This is a genomic window from Flavobacterium sp. C4GT6 (genome assembly GCF_036347315.1).
GTDB lineage: Bacteria > Bacteroidota > Bacteroidia > Flavobacteriales > Flavobacteriaceae > Flavobacterium.
Genome location: NZ_JAZGZU010000004.1, coordinates 119,559 through 133,024, shown reverse-complemented (window position 1 = coordinate 133,024; position 13,466 = coordinate 119,559). Strand labels below are relative to the sequence as shown.

Below are 13,466 nucleotides of genomic sequence, written 5' to 3'. Positions count from 1 at the left end.
GCATACATTTGCTAAAAAATATAAACTAACATGAATATTCCGGCAGATTTAAAGTACACAAAAGACCACGAGTGGGTTAAAATTGATGGAGATGTAGCTACTGTAGGTATTACAGACTTTGCTCAAAAAGAACTAGGTGATATTGTTTATGTAGAGGTTGATACCCTTGACCAGGCTCTTGATAAAGATGAAGTTTTCGGTACGGTTGAAGCAGTAAAAACAGTATCTGATCTTTTCTTACCTCTATCTGGAGAAATAATTGAATTCAATGACTCTCTTGAGACTACACCGGAAACTGTTAACTCTGATCCTTATGGTGACGGTTGGATGGTTAAAGTGAAAATTTCTAACCCTGAAGAGGAAAGTGAACTTTTAACTAGTGACCAATATAAAGAACTAATTGGCGCATAATAAATCTTTTTGGGGTGCGGTTGTCTGGCTGGTTGTAATTACAGTTATGTGTCTTATGCCTGCTAATAACTTCAATGAGTTTGAAGAATTTCCTATCCCTTATAAAGACAAAGTAGTTCATTTTACTTTTTACTTTGTGTTGGTTCTGTTGTGGAATAACGCATTTAAAAAGAAACAAAATATAAAAGTCAGACTTTTAATTTTTACCGGTGCAGTTTTTTACGGAGTTGTAATTGAACTATGTCAAAAACTATTTACAGTGACACGAAGTCCTGATGTTACAGATGCTCTGGTTAATACTTGCGGAGCACTGTTAGGAACTATACTTTTTTGGCTTTTAAATCAAAATAAGCAAAAATAAAAATCCCGCATTATGCGGGATTTTTTATTTTTATAGTATGGATATAAGGCAATACATAGACTCTACCTATTTAAAAACTCCTGCTATGGCAGGTACTACCATCAAGGAAAACAATGAGGTTGTAAGAAGCCTTGTTAATGAAGCTGTGGCTAATGGTTATAAGTTAGTTATGGTAAGGCCTGAAATGGTTGCTTTTGTTAAGAGGTTGCTTTGTGTTGAAAAGAGTAAAGTTTTGATTGGAACCGTGATTGATTTTCCTGAAGGTGAGGGTATGTTGTTTAAAAAGCTTGATGAAGCGAATAAGAGTATTTATGATGGTGCTGATGAACTTGATTTTGTAATCGATTACAAAGCTTTTAAGAGACGAGATTTCGAAAAAGTGAAAACTGATGTGATTGAATGTACCCGTTTGTGTTTAGATCATAAAAAGATAGCGAAATGGATTATTGAGGTAGCGGCTTTATCAGATAAAGAGATTATATCCATTACTGCATTGGTTAAAAATGTAGTGCTAACTTATTTTTCAGAGTCTGATTATTTCAATGTATTTGTAAAATCATCAACAGGGTTTTATAAAACGGAGAGTGGTAAGCCAAATGGGGCAACTATTCATTCGGTTAAGCTAATGCTTGAGAATTCTTTTCCGTTGCCTGTTAAGGCTGCCGGAGGAATACGTAATTATGAAGATGCTGTGCAAATGATAAGGCTTGGTGTAAAGCGTATTGGTACATCTTCTGCCAGTGAGATAATTGCAGGCGAACAGGTTTCGGATGAATATTAAAAACAAAAAAACCTTCCCGGTATGGAGGAAGGCTTCTTTTTCATAGCAATTTTTCCCAATTTTTCTTTTTCGTTACACCTGCACTACCATAGCAGCTGTATATATATAGATGCGTATTTATCGCAAAAGGTTGCGTTGGGTAGTGAAAAAAATATTTTTTTTATAAAATCCCTTTTTAAAAAGCTAATGCTTTGATGAAAAGCAATTTTTCAAGTATCTTTGCGCCAGTTTTTGAAAACAATGAAAATTACTTTGGATACTACTGAAAAAACTATTTCCGTTAAGTCTTTATTTGCAGATTTTACAGCAATTACCAAGGCAAGGCTTGCGGTAAGCGTTGTTTTTTCGTCTATGGCAGGATATCTGTTAGGCTTTTCTGATGCAAATCCGTTTAGCTGGGCTACATTTATTTTACTTGGAATAGGCGGTTACTGTATGGTTGGGGCATCAAATGTTTTTAACCAGATAATAGAAAAAGACTTGGATTCTCTTATGGACAGGACTAAAAACAGGCCTGTTCCTTCCGGAAAAATATCTGTAAAAAATGCTTTTTGGTTAGGTTGTCTGCTTACTGTGTTAGGGATAGGGATACTTTATGCGATTAATCCTAAAACAGCCATGTTTGGGGCAATTTCAATTTTTCTTTACACAAGTGTTTATACCCCGTTAAAAACCAAAACACCTCTTGCTGTATTTGTGGGGGCTTTCCCGGGGGCTATACCTTTTATGTTAGGGTGGGTAGCTGCAACAAATAATTTCGGTATTGAGGCAGGGACACTGTTCATGATTCAGTTTTTCTGGCAGTTTCCTCACTTTTGGGCTATTGGCTGGTTTTTGTATGACGATTATAAAAAAGCAGGTTTCTTTATGCTTCCTACAAGGAAGAAAGATAAGAAAACAGCTTTATATACCATATTGTATACCGTTTGGTTGATATTAGCATCATTGCTTCCGGTTACAGGGTTTACAGGAGAGCTTAAGCTAAGCTATGTTTCGGCAGCTGTTGTATTACTTGTAGGGGTATGGATGCTTATTTATGCAATAAAGCTTTATAAAAAAATGGATGGGCCTACTGCCCGAAAACTTATGTTGGTAAGTGTATCATATATTTCCCTTTTACAGGTGATATATGTAATAGATAAATTTATTAGATAATATTATGGTAGAGAAAATGACTGCCCAGGAGCATATGGATAGAAATGCAAAATCAAAGAAAATGTTACTTTGGTTTGCTATGATTAGTATGTTTATGACTTTTGCCGGTTTAACGAGTGCTTATGTTGTGAGTGCATCAAGACCTGACTGGCTTAATGACTTTAAGCTTCCGCAGGCTTTTGTAATCAGTACTGTAGTTATATTTTTAAGTAGTATTACGTTTCACATGGCAAAAACCTTTGTAAAAAAAGGTAATAACAGTATGGCGGGTACTATGCTTTTGGCTACGCTGGCACTGTGTATTGCTTTTGTTTTTTGTCAGTTTCACGGCTTTAATGAGATAATAGAAAACGGTTATTTTTTCACCGGAAGTGAGAGCAGTGTAACAACATCTTTTGTTTACATTGTTATTGTGGTACACATGGCTCACCTTTTTGCCGGGCTTATTGTGCTTTTGGTGGTAATTTATAATCATTTTAAACAAAAATACAACCCTTCTCAAACGCTTGGTATAGAGTTAGGTGCGATGTTTTGGCACTTTCTCGATGTTTTGTGGGTTTACTTGTTTTTGTTTTTGTATTTCTATTAATAAAAAAAAATGTAAATTTGGAAACTTTTTATAATTAACTAACTTTTATGGCAGCGACAGTTACTTCTTCAGCTACTACAGGTAAAACATGGGAGGGCGGTAATGAACCTATGGGTGCGAGTTACGGCAAGATGATGATGTGGTTCTTCATCGTATCAGATGCTCTAACTTTCTCAGGATTCCTTGCAGCTTACGGTTTTTCAAGATTTAAATTTATAGAAACATGGCCTATTGCGGATGAGGTGTTTAATCACTTCCCGTTTATGCATGGTGTTGATGCACCTATGTACTATGTAGCGTTCATGACATTTATCCTGATCTTTTCATCAGTAACCATGGTACTTGCCGTAGATGCGGGGCACCAGTTGAAAAAAACAAAGGTTGCTGTTTATATGGCTCTTACTATTGTAGGAGGTTTTATATTCTTAGGTTCTCAGGCCTGGGAGTGGAAAAACTTTATCAAAGGTGAATATGGAGCAATTGAAACTAAAGGTGGTGCGATTCTTCAGTTTGTTAAACAAGGTGAAAATGGTACTTATGAAAGAGTTAAGCTTGCTGATTTTGCTGCTCATATTCAAACTGATCGTGTAAACAATACCAGAAGTAATGGTATTTGGTTTGAAGACTCTGCAGCTTTACCAAGTTTTAGTGTTGAGGAAGTTGCAAAAGGTCTTGAGGCACATCCTGAAGTTTTAATCAGAACAGAAGTAATTAAAGATAAACATAAGACAGTACTTTCACGAGAAGAATCTCTGGTAAGGATTAAAGATGCTAAATATGTAGTTGAGGGAGCTAACCTTGTTAGAAATGAATACGGTCACAAATTGTTTGCTAACTTCTTCTTCTTTATTACAGGTTTCCACGGTTTCCACGTTTTCTCTGGGGTAATGATTAATATCGTTATTTTCCTTAACGTACTGTTAGGAACTTATGAAAGAAGAAAAAGCTATGAAATGGTAGAGAAAGTTGGTCTTTACTGGCACTTTGTAGACTTAGTTTGGGTGTTTGTATTTACATTCTTCTATCTTGTTTAATTGTTAAAAAGTATTAATGTCATGGCACATACTCACGAATCTAATACAAAAAGAATCTGGACCGTTTTCGGACTACTGTCAGTAATTACAGTGGTAGAGGTAGCATTAGGTATTATTAAACCTGATTTCCTTTTCAAAACTGACTTGTTTAAAATGCACCTGCTTAACTGGATATTTATTATCCTTACAGTAGTAAAAGCTTATTATATCATGTGGGCTTTCATGCACCTTGAAGGGGAGAAGGCTAATTTAAGATGGTCTATTGTAGCTCCACTGGTATTCCTAATTATCTATTTAGTGTTCATCTTACTTATAGAAGGTAATTATGTATTTGATGTGTTCCAGGTTTCTCAATATAAATGGATATTCTAAAGAGCACATATTAACGATAAAAAAGGCGGTTTTTCAACCGCCTTTTTTTATTTTTGTACCCGGAAACTTCCCCTCAATATTATGAAAAAAAAGTTTGTCCTTATACTGCTGCTTATATTCCCAATAACAGCTTATGTTTACTTTTCAATGGTAAAGCATAATTCTATTTATTTGTCTACACTTGTTAAGGATGTAGATGAATTACCTGAGGGTACAACGCTTAATGGTATGAAGGTGCATTTGCTGGATAAAATCACGGTAGTGGGTTTTCCGGGAGATGATCTTTCAAAGAGAAAAGAAAGTCTTTTTAATCTCAATCAGAAGATTTATAATAAGTGTGCGGAGTTTGATGATTTTCAAATGGTGATGCTGCTGCCTAAAGGTAGTGATGAGGAAGTGAAAGAAGTTATTTCTGATTTAAAAAGAATGAGTGACCTGTCCGGATGGAGGTTTCTTTTTACTGAGCCTGAAAATATAGAGGCGTTTCATAAATCGTTGCAAACTAAACAACCCCTTGATAAGGATTACGGGTCTTTTTATGTTTACATAATTGATAAGGACAGAAATCTTAGAGGTAGAAATGGTGAGGTTAAAAGTGAAAAAGGGCAGGATGTTATGGATGGCTATAATACCTTCTCTGCTGCCGAACTTCACAATGAGATGACCGATGATATAAAAATCCTTTTAAGAGAGTACAGATTGGCCTTGAAAAAAAATACAGGCAAAGGTGTTAAAAGAGAAATCTAATTACAATGAAAAATAAGTCATATATAGGTATATCCTTTATTGTCCTGGTTTTTGGTATATGGGCAGTAAAAGAAATAGGAGAACGCTTTAGTAAATCTGATTTGGTAGAGATAGGACCTGTGCCTTCTTTCGAATTAACAGATCAAAACAACAAAACCATTACTGATAAAGATTATTTAGGTAAGGTATATGTAGTGGAATTCTTTTTTTCTACCTGTCCTACAATTTGCCCTGTTATGAACCAAAATATGGTTGAGATACAAAATGAGTTTTATGGTAATCCTGAATTTGGTATAGCTTCAATTACTATTAATCCGGAGTATGATACTCCGAAGGTATTAAAACAGCATGCCGAAGATTTAGGGGTTAAGCATTACAATTGGCATTTTTTAACCGGCGATAAAGATTATATTTTTAACCTTGCGGAAAAAGGTTTTAATCTTTATGCAGGTCAAAACGATAAGGTGCCGGGAGGTTTTGAGCATTCTGGTTTGTTTGCTCTTATTGATAAGGATGGTAATATAAGATGTAGGGAAGATCAGTATGGTAATCCTATTTTATATTATGACGGGCTGGAGGAAGAAGGCGTTAAGGCAATTAAGGAAGATATACGAAAATTATTAGCAGAGTAATATGGATGCAGCAGCTCAAAGTGTTGAAAAAAAGTACAGGGTTTGGATAATATTATTATCAATAGTTATCCCTTTAGCAGTAGCGGTGCTTTTTAGTGTTAAGCTTAAGGATTTTGGCTTTGATGTAGAGCCGTTATATTTTCTTCCGCCTATATATGCCGGAATTAATGGCCTTACAGCTGTGGTGCTTGTAGTTGCTGTTATGGCGATTAGGAGGGGTAAGCAAAAACTGCATGAAAACCTTATGAAGTTTGCTATAACTCTTTCCTGTATGTTTCTTGTAATGTATGTGGCTTACCATATGACTGCCGATTCTACCATATTTGGTGATTTTAACCACAATGGTATATTAGAACTTTCTGAAAAAAATGAAGTAGGCTTCTCAAGGTATATTTACCTGTTTATTCTTTTATTTCATATAGCGCTTTCTGTAATCATTATCCCCCTTGTGTTATTAACTTATGTAAGGGCTTTGTCAAAAAGCTTTTTAAGGCACAGAAAACTGGCTCGTATAACCTATCCGTTATGGTTGTATGTGGCAGTTACCGGAGTGGTGGTTTATTTGATGATATCGCCTTATTATAACTATTAAATAAAGAACGTTATGAATAACGGACTTAAAAAATATGGATTCCTGCTTATTATACTGTTTCTTTCAGTTCAGGGGCAGGCACAATGTGCCATGTGCAGGGCAGCTTTAGAAAGCAGTGACAGTGGCATTAAACCCGAAGCGGTTAACGATGGTATAGTTTACCTGATGATATTTCCCTATCTGCTTGTAGGACTTGTAGGTTTTGCCGTTTACAAGCTCAGGAAAAAGAAAACTGCTAAGGCAGAGTAATAATAAAAATAGACGGCTACTTCATGCCGTCTATTTTTATATTCATATTACCCGAAGTTTTTATAAAGGCTATAATAGCATTGTCTGTAAGTACGATTTTATCAAACTCAAAACCGTTTAGTTTGCCGTTTACAAATATTCCCGGCATGGGTGAGTAATTGTTAAGGTATGGAGTCAGACTTCGCTCGCCTTCATTTAGATTTTCTGTTATGGTGTAACGGCAGTTCTCCTGTATTTTTAATAATACCGTTTTCTCAGCAAGCCAGTTTGCGGTTTTTATCAAAACACTTTTGGTATCCAGTACATAATCCAGTCTGTCAAAATAAATTTCCTGTGTTGTGGCATTGTAGCTTGGGTACCCCGAAAGGTATATTGTTCCGTTTATACTGCCCGACATGTTTAGGGCTATTATCATCTTTCCGTCTTTATGCCATAGTTCAACATTGTTTACAATTACCTTCTGGCTACCTGAACCAAATTCCTGTCCTTTAAAGTTTTTAGTTATAATTTTTGAGGCGCTTTCATAGGTCGATATCCCGGCTACCACTACATTAACCTTATCAGGCATTTTACTTACTGCTTTTAGTACAACCTTGTCTTTGTTAAAAGTGTTATTTGGTTTTTGTCCTATCATGGTTTGCATAGTGCACTTCAGTCCCATTTCCATAGTGATTTTCTTGTCGTTTAAAACGGCATCGGTAACATATAGTTCTATTGGGTTTAGCTTGAACCAGGCCTCATATTGTTCGTTGGATAGGAATGGGGTGCTTATTTTGTGCAGTGCATTAAGTACGTTTGGCTTAAAGTTAGTGGCCTCTTTAATCGCATTATCCAGCATTTCTTCAATTTTAGATTTAAAGAGTTTTACTGCTGGGTTTATAAGGTAGGTTATGGCTACTTTTTGTCCGGCAATAGTTGTGGTTGGGCTTTCCTGCCATTTAATTTTTTCAAGGTTTGTAACGGTTTTAAGTTCCCAGTTGGTTAGCCCGATATTACTTTCCATAGTTACAATGGCATTAAGGTCAAACTCTCTGGTATCTTCAATATTTATACCTAGTGCCGATGTGCCATATCTTACCTTAGCATTTATTTTTATTGGAACCCTGGATTTTAGTTTCCCGTTTTCATCGGTAAATTTTATAGAAGCTGTTTTCCATATTTTGAGAGCAATATCATCATCGTTAATATCGTTGTCCTCATAAATGAGTCCGGTAAAAAATTTGTTGAGCTGATTTTCAATGTCGCTCAGGGATATGGTAACCGGCAGGTTTATAAATGATGTTGTGGTTTCATAAACCGTTGGTGTGTTTTTTGAAGGTTCGGGCTTTAGTGCTTCTATGTGTTTTGTTGTGGAGCAGGCTGTAACTATAACGGCTAACAGGCTATACACGAGTAACTTTTTCATTAAGTGTGCGGCTTTTTTTAGCTAATTTAAGGGTTAATTTGTAACATTTACAATATCTTGTCGACTAAAAGTATACAGTATAAGGGTATTTACTTTAAATAAAATAAATACCTTTGTGAAACCCGTATTTTTACGCTATGAAAACCAACCTACGAATAACTTTTTTATTGTTTTTTTCATTTTGCGCATTTTTTTCCTTTTCTCAGGAAAAGAAATGGACGCTGGAGGAGTGTGTAAACTATGCATTGGAAAAAAACATTTCGATAAGAGAAGCCGGACTTGATGTTCAGTTGGCAGAAGTTAACAAAAGTGATGCTTCAGGAAACTTTATGCCGAATGTTAATGTTACTGGCAGCCACTTTTGGAACATAGGTTTAACCCAAAGTATTAGTGGTATCCTTGAACAGCAAACTACCCAGTTTACCAATGCCGGTGCAAGTGCCAGTATAGATTTGTATAAAGGGCTTTTGAACCAAAAGCAATACAGGAGGCAAAAAATGGCACTGGTGGCAAGTCAGTATCAATTAGTGAAAATGAAAGAGGATATTTCGCTTAATGTTGCGAATGCTTTTTTGGAGATCCTTTTTAATAAAGAGAATTTAAAAGTACAGCAGGAGCAGCTAAAGGTTGACCTTGAGCAGAAAAACCGTACTGCCGATCTTGTTGAGGGAGGAATGGTGCCAAGAGGAGACCTTTTAGATATCGAGGCGACCGTTGCTGCCGACAGGCAAAAAGTAATACAGTCAGAAAATCAATTGCTTATTTCTAAACTTAGCCTTGCACAACTATTACAGCTGGAGGAGTTTTGGAAATTTGACATAGCCGACGAGGAGTATGATTTAAGTGAAAGTGAAGTAATGCTTAATACTCCTGTGCAGGTATATGATAAGGCAAGGGAACTGCGTACCGAAATTAAAATAGCACAGGCTAACCTTGAAGTGGCCGAGCAGGATGTGAAAATTGCACGTGCAGCATACCAACCTACACTTACAGGATTTTATAACCTGAATACAAGGGTTACCTATGCTGATTATAATTCTTTTGAAAACGGTCAGGTAGTGAGTGTTACTCCGCCGCCATTCTGGAATCAGTTTTGGGATAATAAAGGGCATTCATTTGGGTTCCAGTTAAACATACCTATATTTAATGGTTTTGCTACCAGAAACAATGTGAGAAAGTCTAAAATAGCTTTAGAGCGTTCTAAACTGGCTTTTGAAAGAGAAGAACTGGATTTACAGCGTAACGTTTATACTGCTTATACAGATGTTCAGGGAGCTCAAAAAGCATATGAGGCAGCCGTATCGGCGGCAGATGCCAGAAAGGAAGCACTTGTTTATGCTAAAGAGCGTTATGAAGTGGGGCTTATTAATGTTTTTGACCTTAATCAGGCACAAACACTATCCGCTAATGCACAAAGTGAAGTGCTTAGAACTAAGTACGATTATATATTTAAAGTTAAGATATTAGAATTCTATTTCGGTATACCAATTACTCAAAACTAAAACCTTATGTCTAAAAAGTCATTATATTATTTACTGGGAGCTGCAGCTATTGTTGTAGTGTTGCTTATTGTTTTAAAGCAAAAAGGAGTTATAGGTAAAGGAGAAGAAGGTAAAGAAGTTGAAACTGCAAAAGTGGAAGCGATTACACTTACCGAAACGGTTTCGGCAACAGGAAAAGTACAGCCCGAGGTAGAAGTTAAAATATCTTCTGAGGTTTCGGGTGAGATAATTGAACTCCCTATAAAAGAAGGACAAGCCATAAAAAAAGGTGATTTACTGGTAAGAATTAATCCTGATTTGTATGAGTCGGGCGTTAATAGGAGTGCAGCGGCATTATCTACTGCTAAGGCAGGATTAAGCCAGTCTGAAGCGCAGCTTAAGGAAGCTGAGGCAAACTATAACAGGAACAGGTCACTTTATGATAAGGGAGTAATATCCAAATCAGAATGGGATAAAATCGTTTCGGCTTATGAAGTGGCAGTTGCCGCAAAGCAATCGGCTTATTACAACGTTCAAAGTGCTAATGCTACAGTGAGTGAAGCACGCGATAATTTAAACAGAACAACCATATATTCTCCGGTAGATGGTACTATATCAAAACTGGATGCCGAACTGGGTGAGCGTGTTGTAGGGACTCAGCAAATGGCAGGTACCGAAATTTTAAGGGTAGCAAACCTTAATAACATGGAAGTGGAAGTTGATGTTAACGAGAATGATATTGTTAAGGTTGAAATAGGTGATGAGGCTGATATTGAGGTTGATGCTTACTTAAAAAGTAAGTTTAAAGGTGTTGTAACCAGTATATCAAATTCAGCCAGTAGTGATCTTACTGCCGATCAGGTTACCAATTTTAAGGTTAAAGTAAGAATACTTAAAGAGTCGTATGAAGATATGACAGAAGGTAAGGCGTCTAATTATTCACCTTTCAGACCTGGAATGACCGCTACGGTTGAAATTATTACTCAGCGTAAGGAAAATATACTTGCAGTACCTATTAGTGCCGTAGTAATAAAAACAGATACCACATCGGCTAAAAAAGATGTTATTGCCGAAATGGAGCGCAAGGAAAAAGAACAGAAAACAGGTAAACTGGATGAGCGTTTTGAATGTGTATTTATAAACCAGGGAGGTAAAGCTGTTCTTAAGCCTATTAAGACGGGTATACAGGACGATACTAATATAGAGGTGGTAAGCGGACTTGAAAAAGGTGATGAAGTGATTACAGGTCCTTATACTTTAGTTTCAAAAGAGCTTAACCCAAATGACATGGTAAGAGTTAAGCAGGGTACATCTAAAAAGTAATTTTATACAGAAGGCAGAAGATAGAAATGGCTTTAATACTTAATATTGAAACGGCTACCAGAAACTGTTCGGTAGCTTTGTCTTTAAACGGAGAGGTAACTGCAGTAAGAGAAATAGCGGCTCAGGGATACCTGCACGCCGAAAAACTGCATGTTTTTATTGAAGAGTGTATTACTGAAGCTAATAAGGAAGTTAAAGACTTAAATGCAATAGCCGTAAGTATGGGGCCGGGTTCGTATACCGGATTACGCATAGGTGTTTCGGCAGCTAAAGGACTATGTTATGCTTTAGGTATTCCGTTAATAGCGGTAGATACTTTAGAGGTATTGGCAAGGAATATTAAGGTTGGAGAAGATGAATATCTCTTACCTATGATTGATGCCAGAAGAATGGAAGCTTATACAGCTATTTTTGATAATAACTACAATAAGTTAAGGGAAACCAAAGCCGAAATAATAACCGAAGAATTATTTGCCGAACTGAGTGGCAAAGTACATCTTTTAGGTGACGGAGCTGCTAAGTGTAAAGAAGTGCTAACAGATGATAAATTTGTTTATCATGACGAGGCATTGTTCCCGTCGGCTAAACAAATATGTAGTATAGCTTATAATAAATACAAAATAAGCGACACTGTAGATGTCGCTTATTTCGAGCCTTTTTATTTAAAAGACTTTATTGTAAATAAATAATAATCTTAGATAAGAGTGCCAAGATAATTTGCAAGTTGCTTTAGGTCTTCGTCTTCGTCTGTAGAGATTTTGTTTTGCTTTATAAAGGTTTTTATCTCTTTTTCTTTACCAGGTACAAGACTTAAGATATCTTTTTTCTTAGTCGACATGTGCACTATTTCTCCGTTGTTAAACTGAATGTAGTATTCAATGTCATTTTTCCTGAACATAGGTGCTTTATATCTTCCGTAACCACTTGTAGGGTGCTCTTCCGGTTGCAGGTAAATGCTTTCTTCTTTGTAAATGCTTACTTTATCGCTTTTACTTATAGGTATTAGATAACGTTGCCTGCTTGTACCTTCTTTATCTGTGTATTGCAGATATTCGTAGCTAAGGTTTTGTCCTTTTAATTCTATAACCTGATTGTTTACAGGCTGAACTGCCATCTCTTCTCCGTTTACCTGAACTTCAATTTCATCGTGATAAGCATTATATCTCGCAAGAACAACTTCTTTTTCTCCGTTAATGTTAGCCGGAAGGAATTTTTCTGAAAAATACTGAGAACCCTGTGCAACTTCACTGTCTGCTTTTTTGTTATTTATGTAACCAATTTGTCCACCCTGATAATTATAAGTGGTTTGCTGGGCACTCATTAATGCACCCGAAAATAGGAATGGGATTACAAGTAATTTAGTTAATTTCATTTTTATAGTTTTTTTATGCTCAAAAATAGGTAATATGGCTAGGTTGTTATGTTAAAAAACGGCAACAAATGTGCCGTTTTATGAAACCTGTGTTTTTTTAACGCATTATATTTGAATATATTATTTAAGAAGGTAGGTTTTTTGTGTCCAGGTTTCTTATAACAATATCTCTTTGAGGGAAAGGTATTTCTATCTTTTCGTTGTCGAACATTAATTTTACATTTTCCTGAACATCCGAAAGCATTTGCCAGTAATCTTCATTTTTAGCCCAAGCCAGTATCTGGAAGTTAACAGAGTTGTCTGCAAGCTCTTTAACCCTGATGATAGGAGCCGGTTCCTCTAATATTTTAGGTTCTTCGGTAACTATTTTAGTCAGTACATCTTTTACATGTTTCATATTGCTGCCATATCCTGCACCAACTATAATTTCACCACGACGCGTAACCTCTTTAGAGTAGTTTTTAATGTTACCATTAGAAAGTGATCCGTTAGGAATGTAAATAACCTGATTACTTGGAGTAGTAAGTTTGGTTGCAAAAATCTGGATTTCGTTCACGGTACCACCTTCACCCTGTGCCTCTATATAATCTCCAACTCTAAAAGGCTTGAATATTATAATAAGTAATCCGCCTGCAAAGTTGGATAGTGATCCCTGTAGTGATAAACCTACAGCTAAACCGGCAGCACCCAGTATGGCGACAAATGAAGAAGTTTCAACACCTAATTTAGCTATCACAATAATAAAGAGCATTACCCTTAATACCCAGGTAAGTATATCTAAAAGGAAACGTACCGCAGTGGGGTCCATATCCCTTTTCTTCATTACTTTTAGTATAATTGTTCTTATCAATTTAATGGCAAGTAAACCACCTATTAAAAGTACAAAAGCATATATAAGTCTAGGGGTATATTCAACGAGTAAGTTTAAAAACCATTTTAAATATTCATTTAAGTTTTCCATT

17 protein-coding genes are annotated in these 13,466 nt (G+C 36.1%); 14 read left to right on the top strand and 3 right to left on the bottom strand.

What is annotated here, in order from left to right:
• The first annotated feature begins 30 nt into the window (after positions 1–30).
• From gcvH to V3Z67_RS06810, 11 genes are all read left to right on the top strand, one after another.
• Positions 31–411, top strand: a complete 381-nt coding sequence (gene gcvH, locus V3Z67_RS06860; RefSeq protein WP_330442608.1) for a glycine cleavage system protein GcvH — start codon at positions 31–33, stop codon at positions 409–411.
• Entirely contained in the window at positions 401–772 is a 372-nt protein-coding gene (locus V3Z67_RS06855) for a VanZ family protein (protein ID WP_330442607.1), read from the top strand. Before gcvH ends, V3Z67_RS06855 begins: the two co-directional genes overlap by 11 nt.
• Before the next feature lie 37 nt (positions 773–809).
• Complete coding sequence (gene deoC / locus V3Z67_RS06850) at positions 810–1,553, top strand: deoxyribose-phosphate aldolase (RefSeq protein WP_330442606.1); 744 nt, start codon at positions 810–812, stop codon at positions 1,551–1,553.
• Between the two features lie 252 nt (positions 1,554–1,805).
• Positions 1,806–2,708 (top strand): heme o synthase, encoded by a 903-nt coding sequence (cyoE, locus tag V3Z67_RS06845; protein WP_330442749.1) that lies wholly within the window; start codon positions 1,806–1,808, stop codon positions 2,706–2,708.
• Between the two features lie 4 nt (positions 2,709–2,712).
• On the top strand, positions 2,713–3,297 hold the full coding sequence (locus V3Z67_RS06840) for a cytochrome c oxidase subunit 3 (protein ID WP_330442605.1): 585 nt from the start codon (positions 2,713–2,715) through the stop codon (positions 3,295–3,297).
• Between the two features lie 47 nt (positions 3,298–3,344).
• Positions 3,345–4,331 (top strand): cytochrome c oxidase subunit 3, encoded by a 987-nt coding sequence (locus V3Z67_RS06835; RefSeq protein ID WP_330442604.1) that lies wholly within the window; start codon positions 3,345–3,347, stop codon positions 4,329–4,331.
• Between the two features lie 21 nt (positions 4,332–4,352).
• Complete coding sequence (locus tag V3Z67_RS06830; RefSeq protein WP_330442603.1) at positions 4,353–4,703, top strand: cytochrome C oxidase subunit IV family protein; 351 nt, start codon at positions 4,353–4,355, stop codon at positions 4,701–4,703.
• 81 nt (positions 4,704–4,784) lie between these two features.
• On the top strand, positions 4,785–5,450 hold the full coding sequence (locus V3Z67_RS06825) for a hypothetical protein (protein WP_330442602.1): 666 nt from the start codon (positions 4,785–4,787) through the stop codon (positions 5,448–5,450).
• A 5-nt stretch (positions 5,451–5,455) separates the two neighbouring features.
• A complete protein-coding gene (locus V3Z67_RS06820; RefSeq protein ID WP_330442601.1) occupies positions 5,456–6,082 on the top strand; it encodes an SCO family protein in 627 nt (208 codons plus the stop codon).
• A gap of 1 nt (position 6,083) precedes the next feature.
• Complete coding sequence (locus V3Z67_RS06815; RefSeq protein ID WP_330442600.1) at positions 6,084–6,674, top strand: DUF420 domain-containing protein; 591 nt, start codon at positions 6,084–6,086, stop codon at positions 6,672–6,674.
• Between the two features lie 12 nt (positions 6,675–6,686).
• Entirely contained in the window at positions 6,687–6,923 is a 237-nt protein-coding gene (locus V3Z67_RS06810; RefSeq protein ID WP_330442599.1) for a hypothetical protein, read from the top strand.
• 16 nt (positions 6,924–6,939) lie between these two features.
• Here the strand turns inward: V3Z67_RS06810 and V3Z67_RS06805 are convergent, their stop codons facing one another.
• Positions 6,940–8,328 carry a DUF4403 family protein gene (locus V3Z67_RS06805; RefSeq protein ID WP_330442598.1) on the bottom strand — a complete coding sequence of 463 codons (1,389 nt, stop codon included), beginning with the start codon at positions 8,326–8,328 and terminating at the stop codon, positions 6,940–6,942.
• A 137-nt stretch (positions 8,329–8,465) separates the two neighbouring features.
• Between V3Z67_RS06805 and V3Z67_RS06800 the strand changes: the two genes are divergently transcribed.
• The 3 genes from V3Z67_RS06800 to tsaB are packed head-to-tail and all read left to right on the top strand — an operon-like array spanning position 8,466 to position 11,821.
• Positions 8,466–9,830, top strand: a complete 1,365-nt coding sequence (locus V3Z67_RS06800; protein WP_330442597.1) for a TolC family protein — start codon at positions 8,466–8,468, stop codon at positions 9,828–9,830.
• Between the two features lie 6 nt (positions 9,831–9,836).
• Positions 9,837–11,132, top strand: coding sequence for an efflux RND transporter periplasmic adaptor subunit (locus V3Z67_RS06795; protein WP_330442596.1), 1,296 nt, complete (start codon positions 9,837–9,839; stop codon positions 11,130–11,132).
• Positions 11,133–11,158: 26 nt separating this feature from the next.
• Positions 11,159–11,821, top strand: a complete 663-nt coding sequence (gene tsaB / locus V3Z67_RS06790; RefSeq protein WP_330442595.1) for a tRNA (adenosine(37)-N6)-threonylcarbamoyltransferase complex dimerization subunit type 1 TsaB — start codon at positions 11,159–11,161, stop codon at positions 11,819–11,821.
• A gap of 5 nt (positions 11,822–11,826) precedes the next feature.
• On the opposite strand, the gene V3Z67_RS06785 is transcribed toward tsaB, so the two are convergent.
• Together V3Z67_RS06785 and V3Z67_RS06780 are read right to left on the bottom strand one after the other, a co-directional pair.
• Positions 11,827–12,504 carry a hypothetical protein gene (locus V3Z67_RS06785; protein WP_330442594.1) on the bottom strand — a complete coding sequence of 226 codons (678 nt, stop codon included), beginning with the start codon at positions 12,502–12,504 and terminating at the stop codon, positions 11,827–11,829.
• 124 nt (positions 12,505–12,628) lie between these two features.
• The gene (locus V3Z67_RS06780) at positions 12,629–13,465 is read right to left on the bottom strand and encodes a mechanosensitive ion channel family protein (protein WP_330442593.1); all 837 of its coding nucleotides are present in this window, start codon (positions 13,463–13,465) and stop codon (positions 12,629–12,631) included.
• Between the last annotated feature and the right edge of the window lies 1 nt (position 13,466).

Coding starts and splice junctions, on each gene's coding strand:
- V3Z67_RS06810 (WP_330442599.1), top strand. CDS start 6,687: ATGAATAACGGACTTAAAAAATATGGATTCCTGCTTATTATACTGTTT.
- V3Z67_RS06830 (WP_330442603.1), top strand. CDS start 4,353: ATGGCACATACTCACGAATCTAATACAAAAAGAATCTGGACCGTTTTC.
- V3Z67_RS06825 (WP_330442602.1), top strand. CDS start 4,785: ATGAAAAAAAAGTTTGTCCTTATACTGCTGCTTATATTCCCAATAACA.
- deoC (WP_330442606.1), top strand. CDS start 810: ATGGATATAAGGCAATACATAGACTCTACCTATTTAAAAACTCCTGCT.
- tsaB (WP_330442595.1), top strand. CDS start 11,159: ATGGCTTTAATACTTAATATTGAAACGGCTACCAGAAACTGTTCGGTA.
- V3Z67_RS06840 (WP_330442605.1), top strand. CDS start 2,713: ATGGTAGAGAAAATGACTGCCCAGGAGCATATGGATAGAAATGCAAAA.
- V3Z67_RS06835 (WP_330442604.1), top strand. CDS start 3,345: ATGGCAGCGACAGTTACTTCTTCAGCTACTACAGGTAAAACATGGGAG.
- V3Z67_RS06820 (WP_330442601.1), top strand. CDS start 5,456: ATGAAAAATAAGTCATATATAGGTATATCCTTTATTGTCCTGGTTTTT.
- V3Z67_RS06795 (WP_330442596.1), top strand. CDS start 9,837: ATGTCTAAAAAGTCATTATATTATTTACTGGGAGCTGCAGCTATTGTT.
- gcvH (WP_330442608.1), top strand. CDS start 31: ATGAATATTCCGGCAGATTTAAAGTACACAAAAGACCACGAGTGGGTT.
- V3Z67_RS06780 (WP_330442593.1), bottom strand. CDS start 13,465: ATGGAAAACTTAAATGAATATTTAAAATGGTTTTTAAACTTACTCGTT.
- V3Z67_RS06800 (WP_330442597.1), top strand. CDS start 8,466: ATGAAAACCAACCTACGAATAACTTTTTTATTGTTTTTTTCATTTTGC.
- V3Z67_RS06785 (WP_330442594.1), bottom strand. CDS start 12,504: ATGAAATTAACTAAATTACTTGTAATCCCATTCCTATTTTCGGGTGCA.
- V3Z67_RS06815 (WP_330442600.1), top strand. CDS start 6,084: ATGGATGCAGCAGCTCAAAGTGTTGAAAAAAAGTACAGGGTTTGGATA.
- V3Z67_RS06805 (WP_330442598.1), bottom strand. CDS start 8,328: ATGAAAAAGTTACTCGTGTATAGCCTGTTAGCCGTTATAGTTACAGCC.